The organism is Tateyamaria armeniaca (genome assembly GCF_045797845.1).
GTDB classification, from domain to species: Bacteria; Pseudomonadota; Alphaproteobacteria; order Rhodobacterales; family Rhodobacteraceae; genus Tateyamaria; species Tateyamaria armeniaca.
Window position 1 is genome coordinate 405,513 of sequence record NZ_JBHDIY010000002.1, and the last position, 15,085, is coordinate 420,597.

Here is a 15,085-nt window from a genome sequence, read left to right on the forward strand (position 1 = left end):
GGAGACCAAGATATGAAAACGACCAAAACCCTTATCAGCGCGGCGATACTGGCCGCGATCAGCGCCCCGGCCTTTGCCGAAGAGGTCAAGATCGGTGTGCCCTCGTGGACGGGGGCGCAGGCGATTGCCTATGTTCTTGGCGAAGTCGTCACCACCCGCATCGGCGGCACCGTCGAATATGTGCCCGGCAACAATGCTACGATTTTTCAGGCGATGGACCAGGGCAAGGGTGACATCGATGTGCACCCCGATGTCTGGCTGCCGAACCAGGAAAGTTTCACCAAGGAATATGTCGACGGCAAAGGCACCGTCACACTGTCGTCCAACCCCTACGAGGGTAACCAGGGTTTCTGCGTGTCCAAGGATTTTGCGGATGCGAACGACATCACGGACATTGCCGATCTGGGCCGTCCTGACGTCGCCGCGTTGATGGACAGCGACGGCAATGGCAAGGGCGAAATGTGGATTGGCGCACCCGGCTGGGCCTCTGCCAACGTGAACGAGGTCAAGACGCGTGACTATGGCCTGCTCGACTTCATCGAGCCGATCCGCGCCGAAGAAAGCGTCAAGACAGCGCGCATCAAGGACTCCATCGCCAAGGGCGAAGGCTATGCCTTCTATTGCTACAAGCCCCACGCGGTCTGGTTCATGTTCGACGTCGAAATGCTGACCGAACCGACTTTTGATCCGGCCAAATACGTGATGGTGCAACCCTCCGATGACGCGGACTGGTACGAAAAATCCAGTGTCGCCACCAAGGATGCCCTGAAGGAAGTGCAGATCGCGTGGTCCAATTCGCTTGTTGAGCGTTCGCCTGCCATCGCCGACTTTTTCGCGAACTTTGCCCTGACTGCCGACGATGTCAGCGGACTTGCGTTTGAAATCAGCGCGAACGGGGTCGAACCTGCGGATGCCGCAGCGGCCTGGGTCGAGGCAAATTCGGACCGTGTTGACGCGATGCTGGGACTCTGAGCGTCAACAACACCTCTCGCTGCACCGGCTGATGTCGGTGCAGCCCACTCACCACACAGGCGCGCGCAGCAAAATGAGCCAGGATACAGTCATTGAAATCTCCAACGTCTGGAAGATCTTCGGCGCCAAGCCCGAGGCCGCCCTGCAGGCGATCCGCGACCGTGGGCTGAACAAGGCGCAGGTGCTGGACGAATTCAACTCGGTCGTTGGCGTGGCAGATGTCAGCCTGTCGGTGAACCGGGGCGAGATTTTCTGCATCATGGGGCTGTCGGGCAGCGGCAAATCCACGCTCGTGCGCCACTTCAATCGGCTGTTGGAACCTACCGCAGGCAAGATCGAGATCGAGGGCACGGATGTGATGGCCCTTGGGCCCAAAGATCTGCAAAGCTTTCGCAACCAGAAGATCGGCATGGTGTTTCAGAACTTTGCTCTGATGCCGCACCGCTCGGTGCTGGACAACGTGGCGATGCCGTTGGAAATCCGGCAAGTAGCCAAGAATGAGCGGATGCGGCAGGCGGCCGCCATCCTCGATATCGTCGAATTGGGCGCGTGGGGTGCGAAATTCGCCCATGAACTGTCGGGCGGGATGCAACAACGCGTCGGTCTGGCCCGCGCGCTGGCCGCAAACCCTGACGTGCTGCTGATGGACGAACCATTTTCCGCGCTTGATCCCTTGATCCGCCGCCAGTTGCAGGACGAATTCATTCGCCTGTCGAAAATCCTGAAGAAGACCACGGTTTTTATCACCCACGATCTGGACGAGGCCGTGCGCATCGGGGACCGCATTGCCATCATGCGCGACGGCAAGATGGTGCAGATCGGCACGGCCGAAGACATCGTGATGAACCCCGCAGACGATTACGTCGCCGATTTTGTCGCCGGAATTTCGCGGCTCAAAGTTGTGCACGCCAAGGCGGTGATGCAGCCCCTTGATGCGTTCATCGCCGATCACGGGCCATTGCCCGCCGATGCGCCCCGGGTGGGCGACACCGAAACACTCAGCACGCTGATCAACTTGGCCATAGATGACAACAACCCGATTCTCGTGGCCGCAGGCGGCGATGATGTGGGCGTGATCACGCGCGCCGATCTGTTGCGCACAGTCGTGGAAGGGACGGAAATGTCATGAGAGACGATGACTTCAACCCGCTCGAAGACACTGAAAGCGACGCGGCGCTGGCCTATGCGCAAGAGCGCAAGGACAACATCCGCACCTTCGTGCGCACCAGCCCTGACTACTACATCGCCAATTTCGACAAGGTCGGCGCGTCGGCACGGTTTACCGCGACGTTCAACGCGATGGCGGGTCTGTTCGGTCCGATCTGGTTCGGTGCACGTGGCCTTTGGTCTTGGGCGCTGCCCTTCCTCGTGATCGAAGCCATCGCGTTTGTCCAGATCGCGCGCGGACTGTTCGGCGATCTTGCAGCGGACGCGATGGCACGCATCGCCTCCATCGAAGGGACGCTCGAACTGCGCCGCCAGCAACTGGCTGCAGCGATTGAATCCGGCTCGGACCGGGTGGACGCCTTTCAGCGCGCCGTAGACGGGCTTGAGGCCAACATAGGCGGAATCCGCGCCGAGGCAGAGGCGCTGGCCGAAACCGGCCCGACCATCGCACTAACCGGCCTTGCCATCCTGTTGCTGGCCAAGCTGGCCCAGTCGCTTGTCGCAAACTGGGCGCTGGAATCGAGGTTTTCGGACTGGTTGTCTGACCGCTCTATCCGGTCAGGCATGCCCGTGCCGCAGATCGTGTTCAGCGCGGTTTTCATGGTGCTGATGGTGGCGGTTGCGATGCTGCATTACAGCTTTCCGGGTCGCTATGAATTGCTGAGCAACTTTCCGACTGATCCTGATATCCGCCTGACCAGCATCGACGGAGTCGAGGCGTTCTTTAACTGGGCCGTTTTGAACGGTGAGGCGCTGTTTGACGGGATCACCTATGGCATCCGGCTGATGCTGGACGCGCTGGAGCTGGTCTTTGTCAGCACGCCGTGGATCGTGATTGCCGCCCTGATCGTGCTGCTTACATGGCTGACAGCGGGCGTGCGCATGGCGATCTATTCCGGGGCGTTCCTCTCCTACATGGGCCTCTTGGGCTTTTGGGAAAAGGCGATGACAACGCTGGCCTTGTTAGGCACTGCAGCGTGCCTGTCGATCATCATTGGCATTCCGCTGGGTATGTTCGCCGCGCGGCGGCCGCGGTTCTATGCCGCGATCCAGCCAATCATGGACTTCATGCAGACGATGCCCGCGTTCGTGTTCATGATCCCGGTCATCGCCTTCTTTGGCACCGGGAAACCCGCCGCGGTCGTGACCACGATGATTTTCGGCGGAACCCCCGTCGTGCGCTTGACGGTGCTGGGTCTGCGCGGCGTGCCGGAAAGCGTGCGCGAGGCTGCGATCAGTTTCGGGGCCAACAAATGGTACCTGCTGACCAAGGTGGATTTGCCGCTTGCCAGCCCCTCAATCCGCGCGGGGATCAACCAGACCATCATGCTGTCACTGGCCATGGTTGTCGTCGCCTCGCTGATCGGGGCCAAGGGTCTGGGCGAGGATGTGCTGGAAGCCCTGCAATACGCCAATGTCGGTCAGGGCATTCTTGCCGGGTTTGCGATCCTGTTCTGCGCCATGATCCTTGACCGGATCGTGCAGGGACAACGCAAGTGAGCACCCTTGTCATGGTCCATGGGTTCATGGGCGGAAGTGCGCAATGGGAAGATCAGCGCGCCGCTTTGTCGGATGCGTTCGACGTTGTGACCGTGGACCTGCCGGGGTTCGGGGCGAATGCTCACATGCCGGCGATCAACTCCATTGGCGGTTTTGCCGATTGGGTCATCGCACATCTTCGCGCCCAAGGCATCGAGCGCTATCACCTGCTGGGCCATTCCATGGGCGGCATGATCGTGCAGGATATGGTGCGCAAGGAAGCGGACCGCATCGACAGCCTGATCCTTTATGCAACCGGTGCAGTCGGTGTGCTGCCCGGTCGGTTCGAAACCATCGCCCAAAGCACGGCGCGCGCGCTGGCCGACGGGCCCGCGGCGACAGCGCGCCGGATTGCGGCGACATGGTTTCTGGAAAATGAGCAAGCCACCGGTTTTGCACCTTGCGCGGAAATTGCCGAACAGGCCGGTATTGAAGCGATCCTCGCAGGACTGGATGCGATGGAGGCGTGGTCAGGCACTGACGCACTTTCCGATATCGCGGCAGAGACGCTGGTGATCTGGGGGGACCGCGACCGCACCTATGCGTGGGCACAAACCTACATGTTATGGACGGCCATCCGACAGGCCAGCCTTGCCGTGGTTCCGGGCTGTGCGCACGCCGTCCACTTGGAAAAGAGCGACATGTTCAACGCGATCCTGCGCGATTTCCTGACACGTTGATCCAGCGCCCAAGGTTGGCAGGCAGTCTCAGTTCCGGACGCGCCCGAACGTGGACAGCCGATTGATTTCGTCCAGCCGATCAAGGTTGACAACCGTGGACAGCATCAGGCGGTCCTGACTCCAGTCTCCGGGCCGCTGGATCGCCACCGAGGTGAAGGCCACAGCCGCGATCAGCGGAATGGCCGCCGCAACGAACACCAGCTTTTCATGGCGCAAACGCCGCGCATCCAGAACGGAGAGTATGCGGCGTTCAAGCAGGCTCTTGCCGACTTTCAGCGGTGTGCGATCCGCAGTGACCAGCGTGACCTTTGGCACCGCGAGCAGGAACGCACGGTCCCGGCGCAAAGTCTGCTGGCATACGGACAACAGGGTTTCGCAGTATTCCTGCACGTCGATGCGTCCGTTCGACATCACCTGACTGTCACAACTCAACTCGCGCAGATGTTCGACCTGCCGCTTCCACGCGTGATAGGCGGGGTTGAGGAAAAAGAACGGTTTCAGCGCCTCCAGCAGCACTTCCCACTCAAGATCACCTTGGCGGATATGCTGAAATTCATGCGCCAAGGACACTTTCATATCGTGCCGCATTCCGAGCATGTGCGAGGGAATGACAACAAAGTAGTTGCGAAATCCACGGGTCGAGAACGGCACGCGAACCCTGTCGGACACACGGATGCGCACGCGACCGATGCGGCGGATGTCATAGCTGTCTGTCACGATGCGCCACAGGCAGAAGATCGAATAACACAGGCGCACAAAACCCAAGGTGACACCCACCAGGAAGGTTGCAATGGCCGCTTTGGCGACGATCCCGTCCGCGTTCATGACGTTCAGAATGAAGGTATCCCGCATCAGGATCAGCCCCTCGAAATCCGACGCTTTCATGTCGAGACCGCCATTGAGGTAGTAGGACACAACCATGTCCGACAGATTGACGTTCACGCCTTTTGCAACGCCGGATCCTTGAAGCGCATTGAACCCCGCCACCAGAAAGGGCGCGCATATGATGGCAAGGAAAACTGCATTCAAAAGCCAAAGCTGGGTGCCGTAGGCGTGTCTGAGACCAACGCGGCACATGACGGCCCGGACAAGGAACCACAGAACAAATGCCACGCCAAACAGGATATTGGCGTTAATGAACGCATCGAGCAGAGCTTCACCCGCTATCATTTTTCAACCTCCGATCCACAAGTGCCCGGATTTGCCCCAATGCTTCTTCGGTCAATTCATCGTCGTTCACCAGACGCGCCACAAGGGATGCAGGCGTGTCGTCAAACAGCTTCATCGACAGATCCTTGAGCGAGCGCGACTGATAAGCATCCTTGGCCAGCGTCGGTGTGTAGATATGGCGCTTGCCGGATTTCCGGCTGGTCACGAATGCTTTCTGTTCTAGGATGCGCAGGATGGTGGCGCCGGAAGTGTAGGCCAGGTTGCGCGCGTCCGGCAGATTGTTCAGCACGTCGCGCACGGTTCCTTCGCCCAAAGCCCAGAGCTCATTCATGAACTCCAGTTCGACCTCCGTCAGTAACTCACTTTTCTTCTTTTTCATCACCATTCCGTCCCGGACAACCGCTCACTCTTTACGCCTATCGAGTTAAACGCATCAGTATGGTTATCCAAAGCTAAATCTCACACTTTCCTGAAACAAAAGATGCCCCAAAGGATCGAAATCCCAAGCGGCCACCACAAGGGCTGACCTACAATTCCGAGCCACGCGAGGAAGATGTAGGAGGTGCCGAGCAGCGTTATGAACAGCCGGTCGCCCAGCGTTGTGGTGAGCCCAAGAATGCCCTTGCGTTCAAGCCCGTCCTTGTACTTGAACCCTTCCAGAATACCGATCAGCGCGATCACTCCGAACAGGGTGCAAAACAGCAGAAAGGTGGCAGGCGTCCACGCCATCCAGAATGCCGGCCACAACGGATCGGTCCATGAAAACGCTTTTTCCTCTTGCTGGTTGCCGACGTTGCCCCAGCCTTTCGCGAATGCGGGGCTGGTCATGAGCATTGCGAGCGGCAGGATCAGACGGTTCATCACACCCTCCCCAGGGCAAAGCCCTTGGCGATGTAGTTGCGGACAAAATAGATGACGATGGCACCGGGGATGATGGTCAGCGTGCCTGCCGCCGCCAAGAGCCCCAGTTCATACCCGGCGGACGACGCCGTCTTCGTCATCTCTGCGGCGATGGGTTTCGCCTCCACGGCCGTGAGGGTCTTGGCCAGCAGCAATTCCACCCATGAGAACATAAAGCAGAAGAACGCCGCCACACCCACGCCCGCCTTGATGGTCGGCAAAAAGATAGTGACGAAGAAGCGTGGGAAGGAATAGCCATCGACATAAGCCGTCTCGTCCAACTCCTTGGGCACACCGCCCATGAACCCTTCCAGAATCCACACCGCGAGGGGGATGTTGAAAAGGCAGTGGGCAAGCGCCACGGCCAAGTGTGTGTCGAACAGCCCGACCGACGAATAAAGCTGGAAGAATGGCAGCGCGAACACTGCCGCTGGCGCCATGCGGTTTGTCAGCAGCCAGAAGAACAACTGCTTGTCCCCCAGGAACCGATAGCGCGAGAACGCGTAGGCCGCGGGCAGCGCCACGCAGACCGAGATCACGGTGTTAAGTGAGACGTAGATGATCGAGTTGATATAGCCCCAGTACCAGCTTGGGTCGGTGAAAATGACGGCGTAGTTTTCCAGCGTGAAGGTTTGCGGGAACAGGCTGAAGCCCGACAGGATTTCGTTCGTGGTCTTGAAGCTCATCGAGACCAGCCAGTAGATCGGCAGCATCAGGAAGGCGATATACAGGATCGGGATGAGGGATCTTTTTCTCATTTCTCGTCATCCTTTGTCATCAGGGTGTAGAACAGCCACGACACCAGCAGCGTGATCGCGAAGTAGATCAGCGACATCGCCGCCGCAGGCCCCAGATCAAACTGGCCCAGCGCGATCTTGACCAGATCAATGGACAATAGCGTGGTTGAATTGCCCGGCCCCCCGCCGGTCAGCACGAAGGGTTCTGTGTAGATGTTAAAGCTGTCCATAAAGCGCAACAGGATCGCGATGGTCAGCACAGTTTTCAGCTTGGGCAACTGGATGAACCGGAACACTTTCCAGGGGGAGGCCCCATCGATCTTGGCCGCCTGATAATAGGCATCCGGGATCGACACGAGGCCGGCATAGGTCAAGAGCACCACAAGCGACGTCCAGTGCCAGACATCCATAACGATGATCGTGATCCAGGCCGCCAGCGGGTCCTGCGTCATGTCGTAATTCACGCCGAGCACATCATTCATCAGGTACCCAAGCAGCCCGATCTTGGGCAGGGTAAAGATGTTCCACATCGCACCCACGACGTTCCACGGGATCAGCATCGGCAGGGCCATCAGCACTAAACAGACGGGCACCCAGAACCCTTTTTTCGGCATGGAAAGCGCGATGATGATGCCCAGCGGCACTTCGATGATCAGGATCAGGAAGGTGAACAGGAACTGCCGCCCAAGGGCCGCATGGAAACGATCCGAGCGCAAGATCTGCTCGAACCAGTCGAGGCCCTGCCAGAAAAACACGTTGTTGCCAAAGGTTTCCTGCACCGAATAATTGACGACTGTCATGATCGGGACAAGCGCGTTGAAGGCAACGAGCAGCAAAACGGGCAGGACAAAGAACCACGCTTTTGGGTTTTCGGTCTTCACGATGACACCTCCGTGGCGATCCATCCGTCTCGGTAAAGTCTGGTGTGTTCGGGGGCAAAGTTGAGGTGCACGGCAGCGCCCTGTTCCGGCACATCGCCTTCGACGACCGCCTTGACCCGGGTGTCGCCCACCATCGCCTCGACCACCGAATGGCGACCCACATCGGACACTTTGCGCACACGTGCTTCGAGGCCCTTTTCGGCAAAGGTCACAAATTCCGGTCTGATCCCCAATTCGGTCCTGCCGCCCTGCCCTTTGATATTGCCCTCCAGCGCGACGGTCTCACCTTCGAATGTCGCGCGGCCATCGGCCTCGACCACCGGAAGGACATTCATACCAGGTGAGCCGATGAAATGGCCCACAAAGGTGTGTTGCGGGCGTTCGAACAGTTCCACGGGCGTCCCGATCTGTACCACTTCGCCCTCCTGCATCACCACCACCTGATCCGCAAACGTCAGAGCCTCTGTCTGGTCATGGGTCACGTAGATCATGGTGGCCCGCACGCGTTGGTGCAGTTCCTTGAGCTTGGAGCGCAGTTTCCATTTCAAATGCGGGTCGATCACGGTCAGCGGTTCGTCAAACATCACGACGTTCACGTCATCGCGCACAAGGCCCCGGCCCATCGAAATCTTTTGCTTGTTGTCGGGCGACAAGTGGGATGCGCGCACGTCCAGCATCTCTTCGACTTCAAGCATGGTGGCAATTTCGGCGACACGCTGGGCAATCCGGGCCTCATCCACGCCGCGATTGCGCAGCGGGAACGCGAGGTTATTGCGCACTGTCATCGTGTCGTAGATCACCGGAAACTGGAACACCTGCGCGATGTTGCGCTGATCGGGCGGCAGGTCGGTCACGTCGCGGTCGTCAAACAGAATGCGACCTTCGGACGGGACCAACAGGCCCGAGATGATGTTGAGCAAGGTGGACTTGCCGCACCCCGATGGACCCAGCAAGGCATATGCGCCGCCATCCTGCCAATCGAGGTCGATTTCCTTGAGCGCGTAGTCATCCGGCCCGGTCGGGTTGGGCATGTAGGAATGGCGCAGGTTCGATAGGGTGATCTTCGCCATCAGGCCGCGAGCCTCCCGTCAGGAGAAAAGAAAAACGCTTTGCTCGCATCCATGTAAAAGCGGTGGCTTTCGCCAACCTGATAGGGGTGCACGCCATGGGCCAGCGAGACCCAGCCGTCATCCCCCAACTGGAAATGCGCGCTGGATTCTGACCCGGACAATTCGGTCACCAGAACCGTGCCGTCCATCGCGACATCGCTGGGTGATGATGACACCGGGCTCACATGATGCGGGCGGATCGCAACGGTGTAAGGCCCGTCCGCCAGTTCGGCGGCGGGGCCGTTCAGGCCCCAGCTAACACCGGTTTTCATGTGGACCGTGTTTCCTGTTTTGGTGATGTCTGCCGAATTTATCGGCGGGTCGGAAAAGACGCGCGCGGCTGTCAGGTTCTCGGGCTTGCGGTAAATCTCGGCCGTGGTGCCAAATTGGGTGACCACACCATCATCCATCAGGGCGGTCTTACCCCCCAGCAGCAACGCTTCTTCCGGTTCGGAGGTGGCATAAACCACCACAGCGCCCCGACCTGCAAACAGCTCAGGCAGTTGTTCACGCAATTCCTCGCGCAGTTTGTAATCGAGATTGGCAAGCGGTTCGTCGAGAAACACCGCACGGCTCTCCTTGGCGATGGCACGGGCCAAGGCGCAGCGCTGCTGCTGGCCGCCGCTCAGCTCTTGTGGGCGACGTTTCAGCATCGGGCCCAGTTGCAGGATATCCGCAGCCTCCTGAACGCGGGCTTCAAGTTCGGACTTTGCCATGCCTGCAACCCGCAGGGGGGAGGCAATGTTGTCGAACACGGTCATATGCGGGTAATTCACAAAGAACTGGTGCACGAGGCTGATGTTCCGCTTTTGCGTCGACAGTTTCGACACATCCACACCGTCCATGAACACCTGACCACCGGCCAGCGGATCAAGTCCCGCCATCAATTTGATCAGTGATGTCTTGCCCGAACCGGTCTGTCCCAAAAGCACATTGAAATGCCCGGTTTCCAGCTTGAGCGATGTTGGCTTGATGTGAGTGATCCCACGGACCGACTTGGTCGCCCCTACTAGCTCAACTACCATGTTTTCCCCACCCCGATAGAGGATGGCCAAGGGCTAAGATGCACGCCCCGGCCAAGACGCCGGCCCCTCGATGAAAGGGGCCGGCAATTGGTTTACTGGTTCCAGCGCGCGACCAGATCGTCGTAGTTGACGGTCTCGCCCTGCGGCTTTTCGTTGTCCAGTTTCGGCTTGGCACCGCCATTGGCGAACCACCACTCGGCGTCACGCGGCTCGTTGAGGCGCGGGCCACACCCGCCATAGACGCCAGCGGCTTCGTCGACTGCCTGCATCCGGGCCATGGTGATGTCCATTTCCTCAGCCAGACGATCCATCGCCTGTTGCGGTGTGAATGCACCCGAGTTCACGTCACCGATTTGCTGCCACCAGATCTGCGCCAGCTTGGGATAGTCAGGCACGTTGATCCCGGTTGGCGACCAGGCTGTGCGATCAGGCGAACGGTAGAATTCGACCAGACCACCCAGTTTCGGTGCACGTTCGGTGAAGCTCTCGTGATTGACTGAGCTGTCGCGGATGAATGTCAGACCCACATGGGACTTTTTCACATCCACCGTTTTGGACGTCACGAACTGAGCGTAGAGCCAAGCCGCCTGTGCACGATCCGAAGGCGTGGATTTCAGGAACGTCCACGATCCCACGTCCTGATAGCCGACCTTTTGCCCTTCGGTCCAGTATGGGCCGTGTGGGCTGGGGGCCATCCGCCACAGTGGGTTGCCATCGGCGTCCACCGTGTTGTTGCCCTCGGCCTGTGGTTTGACCATGTCTGCCGTGAATGCAGTGTACCAGAAGATCTGCTGGGCCACGTTGCCTTGCGACAGGGCAGGCAGAGACTGATAGAAGTCAAACGACGCCGCACCGGGAGGTGCGTATTTGCGCAGCCATTCGTCCCATTTGCGGATCGCATAGACCGCTGCCGGGCCGTTTGCGGCACCACCGCGTGTCACACTTGCCCCATTCGGGTTGCACGAACCGGCTTCCATACGGATGCCCCATTCGTCGATTGGCACACCGTTGGGTTCACCAACAGATCCCGCACCAGCCATCGACAGCCACGCATCCGTCATCCGCCAGCCAAGGTCAGGCGCGCGTTTGCCGTAATCCATGTGGCCATAGATGCGCACACCGTCGATTTCCTGCACGTCCTCGGAAAAGAATTCGGCGATGTCTTCGTAAGCGGACCAGTTGACGGGAACGCCAAGGTCATAGCCGTACTTTTCCTTGAAGGCCGCCTTGTTGGCTTCATCATCAAACCAGTCCTTGCGGAACCAATAGAGGTTTGCAAATTGCTGGTCGGGCAACTGGTAGAGGTTGCCATCCGGGCCAGTCGTGAACTGGATGCCCATGAAGTCTTCGAGGTCCAGCGTGGGCGATGTCGTTGCCGCCCAATCACCTGCCATCTGTTCTGTCAGGTTGTAGGCCAGTTGAAGCCGCGAGTGCGTGCCGATCAGGTCACTGTCATTCACGTACCCATCATAAAGGTTCCGCTGCGTCTGCATTTGCGTCTGCACGGCCTGAACCACTTCGCCTTCACCAAGGATCTGGTGGTTCACCTTGATACCGGTGATTTCCTCGAACGCTTTGGTCAGCACTTCGCTTTCGTAGCCGTGGGTTGGAATACCCTCGGACAATACGTTGATTTCCATGCCCGAGAATGGTTCGGCAGCTTCGATGAACCACTCCATTTCAGCCAACTGATCGGCCTTGGACAGTGTTGAGGGTTGGAATTCCTGATCAATCCATTTTTGAGCTGCTGCTGCATCGGCAAAAGCAGACCCTGACCCCGCGATGACGGCAACAACCGCAGTCGCGGAGAGCAGATACTTGCGCATCTTTTCTCCTCCCAAAGATTATATGAGCTGACCTATGCCAGCAGCTTAACGCTAAGCGGTGCTTCGCCACCGTGTCAACTAATTCCTTAGTAGACATCGCCTGACGAAACTTAAGGCATTGATTTCGCTTCGGTCTCAAAGCAAATTTGGTCAGCGGCTGCTGGCGCCAGCCGGAATCGATCCAGTGTCCAAGCCGGTTGAGAAGATGCAAATGGACAAGCGGATTGCTTTGCGTGCGCGGCCTATTGCCATTTGCGAGATACCAAAGGACGCGTGATTTGATCAGGTGCTGTATGTCTCCCGAAGGACATTCTTTTGTACTTTACCCATCGTGTTGCGGGGCAGCGCATCCACGATAATGTACCGGCGCGGATGCTTGAAACGGGCAAGGTGCGGCTCGACTTCGGCCCCGATTTCGAGATCGTTTTGACCCGCACCTTCCAGCACCACCACGGCCAGCACGCTTTCACCGAAATCAGGATGAGGGACGCCAAAAACCGCGCTTTCCAGCACGCCGTCAACGTCGTTGATCACGTCCTCAATCTCCTTGGGATAAATGTTGTAGCCCCCCGATATGATCAGGTCCTTTTGGCGCCCGACTATACTGATACGCCCCTCTTTATCCGCGACGCCCAGATCGCCAGTGATGAAAAACCCCGTTTCGCGCAGTTCTTCGGCGGTTTTTTCGGGCATGTTCCAATAGCCCTGAAACACGTTGTCCCCGCGCACTTCGATCATGCCGACCTCGCCTGGGGCGACGGGTGTATCGTTTTCGGTGATGATCACCTCGGTGCCCGGCAGCGGGAATCCCACCGTCCCTGCGATCCGCGCGCCGTCATAGGGATTCGAGGTGATCATATTCGTCTCTGTCATTCCGTAGCGTTCCAGAATGCGGTGGCCCGTGCGGTGTTCAAACGCAGTATGCGTTTCCGCCAAAAGCGGCGCGGAGCCAGACACGAACAGACGCATGTTTTCCGCCAGTTCGCGGGTCAGCCGGGCATCGCCCAGCAAACGGGTGTAGAACGTCGGCACCCCCATCAGCAGGGTCGAGCGGGGCATTTCAGCAATGACGTTGTCCAGATCGAACGCCGCCATGAACCGCACCTGCGCACCCGCCAGAAGGGCCGTGTTCATTGCGACAAACAAGCCATGCGTGTGAAAGATTGGCAGGGCGTGGATCAGCCGATCCTGATCTGTGATTTGCCACAGATCGGTCAGCGACACCGCGTTGGACAACAAGTTCTTGTGGCTCAGCATCGCGCCCTTGGACCGGCCAGTGGTGCCCGAGGTGTAAAGCAGGGCGGCAAGATCATCCGGCCCCCGCTCTGCCGTTTCAAATGTGGTTGGCTGATCGTCGGCGGCCTCGCTCAGACTGCCCGTTTCGTCCATGGCAAGCGTCAGCACCTGTATGTCTGTTCCGGCGCACAGCTCGGTCATCTCACCCAGACTGGCGGGATCGCACACAATCAGCGACGGCGCGGCATCGTCGACGAAATAGCGCACTTCGCCTTGGGTATAGGCGGTGTTGAGCGGCAGATAGATCGCGCCTGCCTGCAGCGCCGCCCCATAAAGCGCGATGGCATCCGCCACTTTGGGAGCCTGTACAACAACCCGGTCACCCACACCAACGCCGACGGTACGCAACACATGGGCAAGTTGTGCCACACGCCCGACAAAGTCGGCATATGACCAACGGGTCCCGTCATCGCAGTCCAGAAACACAGCCTGATTGTCAGCGTGCGGTGCGATCAGCGCATCGTATAGGGTATTTGTCACGACGAGAGTTCCTTGGGTCTTGATATAAATGAAGTGGCCGCCAGTGCCGTCACGAGTTTGGACGCCGCGACGGCGCCGTTCAGCGCAAAGTCTTCGTGATTGCGCTCGGTCCGGGACAGATCATAGAGGTAATTCACCATCGCCCCACCGGACTGTGCCCGCCCGCTGTCGGAACTGTCAGCATCGGCATGAATGTCGTGAATCTCGGCGCCATTGCCCAGATGAAAGCGGGCCACCGGATCAACGGGCAACCCGTCCGCACGTTTGGCTGAAAGCAGATACCGCGCGGCCATCGCACGCGTGTCCTCAGCCGTGGCTGAGCCGTCAAGAGCGGCAGCAGCCACAGCGCCATGTGCTGCACCATCTGTCTGCGAGCCAAGCCATTTGATCAGTCCGGGGATCGGCGAAAGCGTCACGAAGTGGTCGAGTTGGGGGAATTCCATCGCCAGCTCGGCCACCACCTGTTTGATGAGCAGATTGCCGAAACTGATGCCCGCCAGCCCTTTCTGACAATTGGAGATGGAATAGAATACGGCAACACGCGCATACTCTGCCGCCAATGGGTCGCGCTTGTCTGACAGCACCGAATCGATTGAGCCGGGGACGTCTTCGGTCAAGGCCACTTCGACGAAAATCAGCGGCTCGTCCGGCATGGCCGGGTGGAAAAAGGCGAAACAACGCCGGTCGGGTGGATACAAACGGCGACGCAAATCGTCCCAGTCGTTGATCTGGTGCACGGCCTCGTACGCCACGATCTTGTCGAGAATGCGCGCGGGCGTGTCCCAGTTGATCTGTTTCAGGACAAGAAAGCCGCGATTGAACCAGCTGCGCAGCAGATGCACGAAATCATGATCGGTACGCTCAAGTTCAGTATTGTCTTTGGTCAGGCGCAACAGGTCGGTGCGCATCGCGACCAGTTCCGCCGTCGCTCCGGGTGGCTGGTTCAGACGACGCAACAGTTCCTGTCGTTTGGGTTCGGCAGCGCGCGACAGGCGCTTGAACAGCGCGGTGGTCGGCGCATTGGCATAGTCTGCCGCCAATGGGGCAAGGGCCGCCGCGTCAACGTCGAGATCGGTGTTGAGCATCTGGAAAAACGCCACTCTGCCCTCATCAGACAACGCGCAGTAGCGGTTGAGGATGCCAGCGGCCAGTTTCTGACCCGACACTTCGCCCTCTTCCGACATCAACGCGTGACAGAGCGCAAAGATGTCACGCGTGTCATCGGGGTTCAGTGACGCGTTGCGCCGATCAAACAGGGTCGACAGGATGTCGGTCAGAAAACGATTGCGGTGCATGCGCAGCC

General features: G+C 58.8%; 14 protein-coding genes. 4 read left to right on the top strand and 10 right to left on the bottom strand.

Features of this window, described 5'->3' with window-relative positions:
- The first annotated feature begins 12 nt into the window (after positions 1-12).
- The 4 genes from ACERZ8_RS02045 to ACERZ8_RS02060 all read left to right on the top strand — a co-directional run bounded on the left by ACERZ8_RS02045 (position 13) and on the right by ACERZ8_RS02060 (position 4,358).
- Complete coding sequence (locus ACERZ8_RS02045) at positions 13-972, top strand: ABC transporter substrate-binding protein (protein ID WP_407590453.1); 960 nt, start codon at positions 13-15, stop codon at positions 970-972.
- 73 nt (positions 973-1,045) lie between these two features.
- On the top strand, positions 1,046-2,101 hold the full coding sequence (locus ACERZ8_RS02050) for a quaternary amine ABC transporter ATP-binding protein (RefSeq protein WP_407590454.1): 1,056 nt from the start codon (positions 1,046-1,048) through the stop codon (positions 2,099-2,101).
- Positions 2,098-3,639 carry an ABC transporter permease subunit gene (locus tag ACERZ8_RS02055; protein WP_407590455.1) on the top strand — a complete coding sequence of 514 codons (1,542 nt, stop codon included), beginning with the start codon at positions 2,098-2,100 and terminating at the stop codon, positions 3,637-3,639. The genes ACERZ8_RS02050 and ACERZ8_RS02055 overlap by 4 nt, the downstream gene beginning before the upstream one ends.
- Positions 3,636-4,358, top strand: coding sequence for an alpha/beta fold hydrolase (locus ACERZ8_RS02060; RefSeq protein WP_407590456.1), 723 nt, complete (start codon positions 3,636-3,638; stop codon positions 4,356-4,358). The genes ACERZ8_RS02055 and ACERZ8_RS02060 overlap by 4 nt, the downstream gene beginning before the upstream one ends.
- Positions 4,359-4,385: 27 nt before the next feature.
- On the opposite strand, the gene ACERZ8_RS02065 is transcribed toward ACERZ8_RS02060, so the two are convergent.
- The 10 genes from ACERZ8_RS02065 to ACERZ8_RS02110 all read right to left on the bottom strand — a co-directional run bounded on the left by ACERZ8_RS02065 (position 4,386) and on the right by ACERZ8_RS02110 (position 15,077).
- Positions 4,386-5,528: a M56 family metallopeptidase gene (locus ACERZ8_RS02065; protein ID WP_407590458.1), complete on the bottom strand. Its 1,143-nt coding sequence runs from the start codon at positions 5,526-5,528 to the stop codon at positions 4,386-4,388.
- Positions 5,515-5,910, bottom strand: coding sequence for a BlaI/MecI/CopY family transcriptional regulator (locus ACERZ8_RS02070; RefSeq protein WP_407590459.1), 396 nt, complete (start codon positions 5,908-5,910; stop codon positions 5,515-5,517). Before ACERZ8_RS02070 ends, ACERZ8_RS02065 begins: the two co-directional genes overlap by 14 nt.
- Before the next feature lie 77 nt (positions 5,911-5,987).
- Positions 5,988-6,389, bottom strand: coding sequence for a DUF2160 domain-containing protein (locus tag ACERZ8_RS02075; protein ID WP_407590460.1), 402 nt, complete (start codon positions 6,387-6,389; stop codon positions 5,988-5,990).
- On the bottom strand, positions 6,389-7,186 hold the full coding sequence (locus tag ACERZ8_RS02080) for a carbohydrate ABC transporter permease (protein ID WP_299684924.1): 798 nt from the start codon (positions 7,184-7,186) through the stop codon (positions 6,389-6,391). Before ACERZ8_RS02080 ends, ACERZ8_RS02075 begins: the two co-directional genes overlap by 1 nt.
- Positions 7,183-8,046 carry a carbohydrate ABC transporter permease gene (locus ACERZ8_RS02085; RefSeq protein ID WP_407594131.1) on the bottom strand — a complete coding sequence of 288 codons (864 nt, stop codon included), beginning with the start codon at positions 8,044-8,046 and terminating at the stop codon, positions 7,183-7,185. The genes ACERZ8_RS02080 and ACERZ8_RS02085 overlap by 4 nt, the downstream gene beginning before the upstream one ends.
- Positions 8,043-9,116 (bottom strand): ABC transporter ATP-binding protein, encoded by a 1,074-nt coding sequence (locus ACERZ8_RS02090; RefSeq protein ID WP_407590462.1) that lies wholly within the window; start codon positions 9,114-9,116, stop codon positions 8,043-8,045. The genes ACERZ8_RS02085 and ACERZ8_RS02090 overlap by 4 nt, the downstream gene beginning before the upstream one ends.
- Positions 9,116-10,180, bottom strand: a complete 1,065-nt coding sequence (locus tag ACERZ8_RS02095) for an ABC transporter ATP-binding protein (RefSeq protein WP_407590463.1) — start codon at positions 10,178-10,180, stop codon at positions 9,116-9,118. Before ACERZ8_RS02095 ends, ACERZ8_RS02090 begins: the two co-directional genes overlap by 1 nt.
- A 92-nt stretch (positions 10,181-10,272) precedes the next feature.
- Positions 10,273-12,006, bottom strand: a complete 1,734-nt coding sequence (locus tag ACERZ8_RS02100; RefSeq protein WP_407590464.1) for an ABC transporter substrate-binding protein — start codon at positions 12,004-12,006, stop codon at positions 10,273-10,275.
- Positions 12,007-12,288: 282 nt separating this feature from the next.
- A complete protein-coding gene (locus tag ACERZ8_RS02105) occupies positions 12,289-13,782 on the bottom strand; it encodes a malonate--CoA ligase (protein WP_407590465.1) in 1,494 nt (497 codons plus the stop codon).
- Entirely contained in the window at positions 13,779-15,077 is a 1,299-nt protein-coding gene (locus tag ACERZ8_RS02110) for a malonyl-CoA decarboxylase domain-containing protein (RefSeq protein WP_407590466.1), read from the bottom strand. Before ACERZ8_RS02110 ends, ACERZ8_RS02105 begins: the two co-directional genes overlap by 4 nt.
- Positions 15,078-15,085 lie beyond the last annotated feature (8 nt).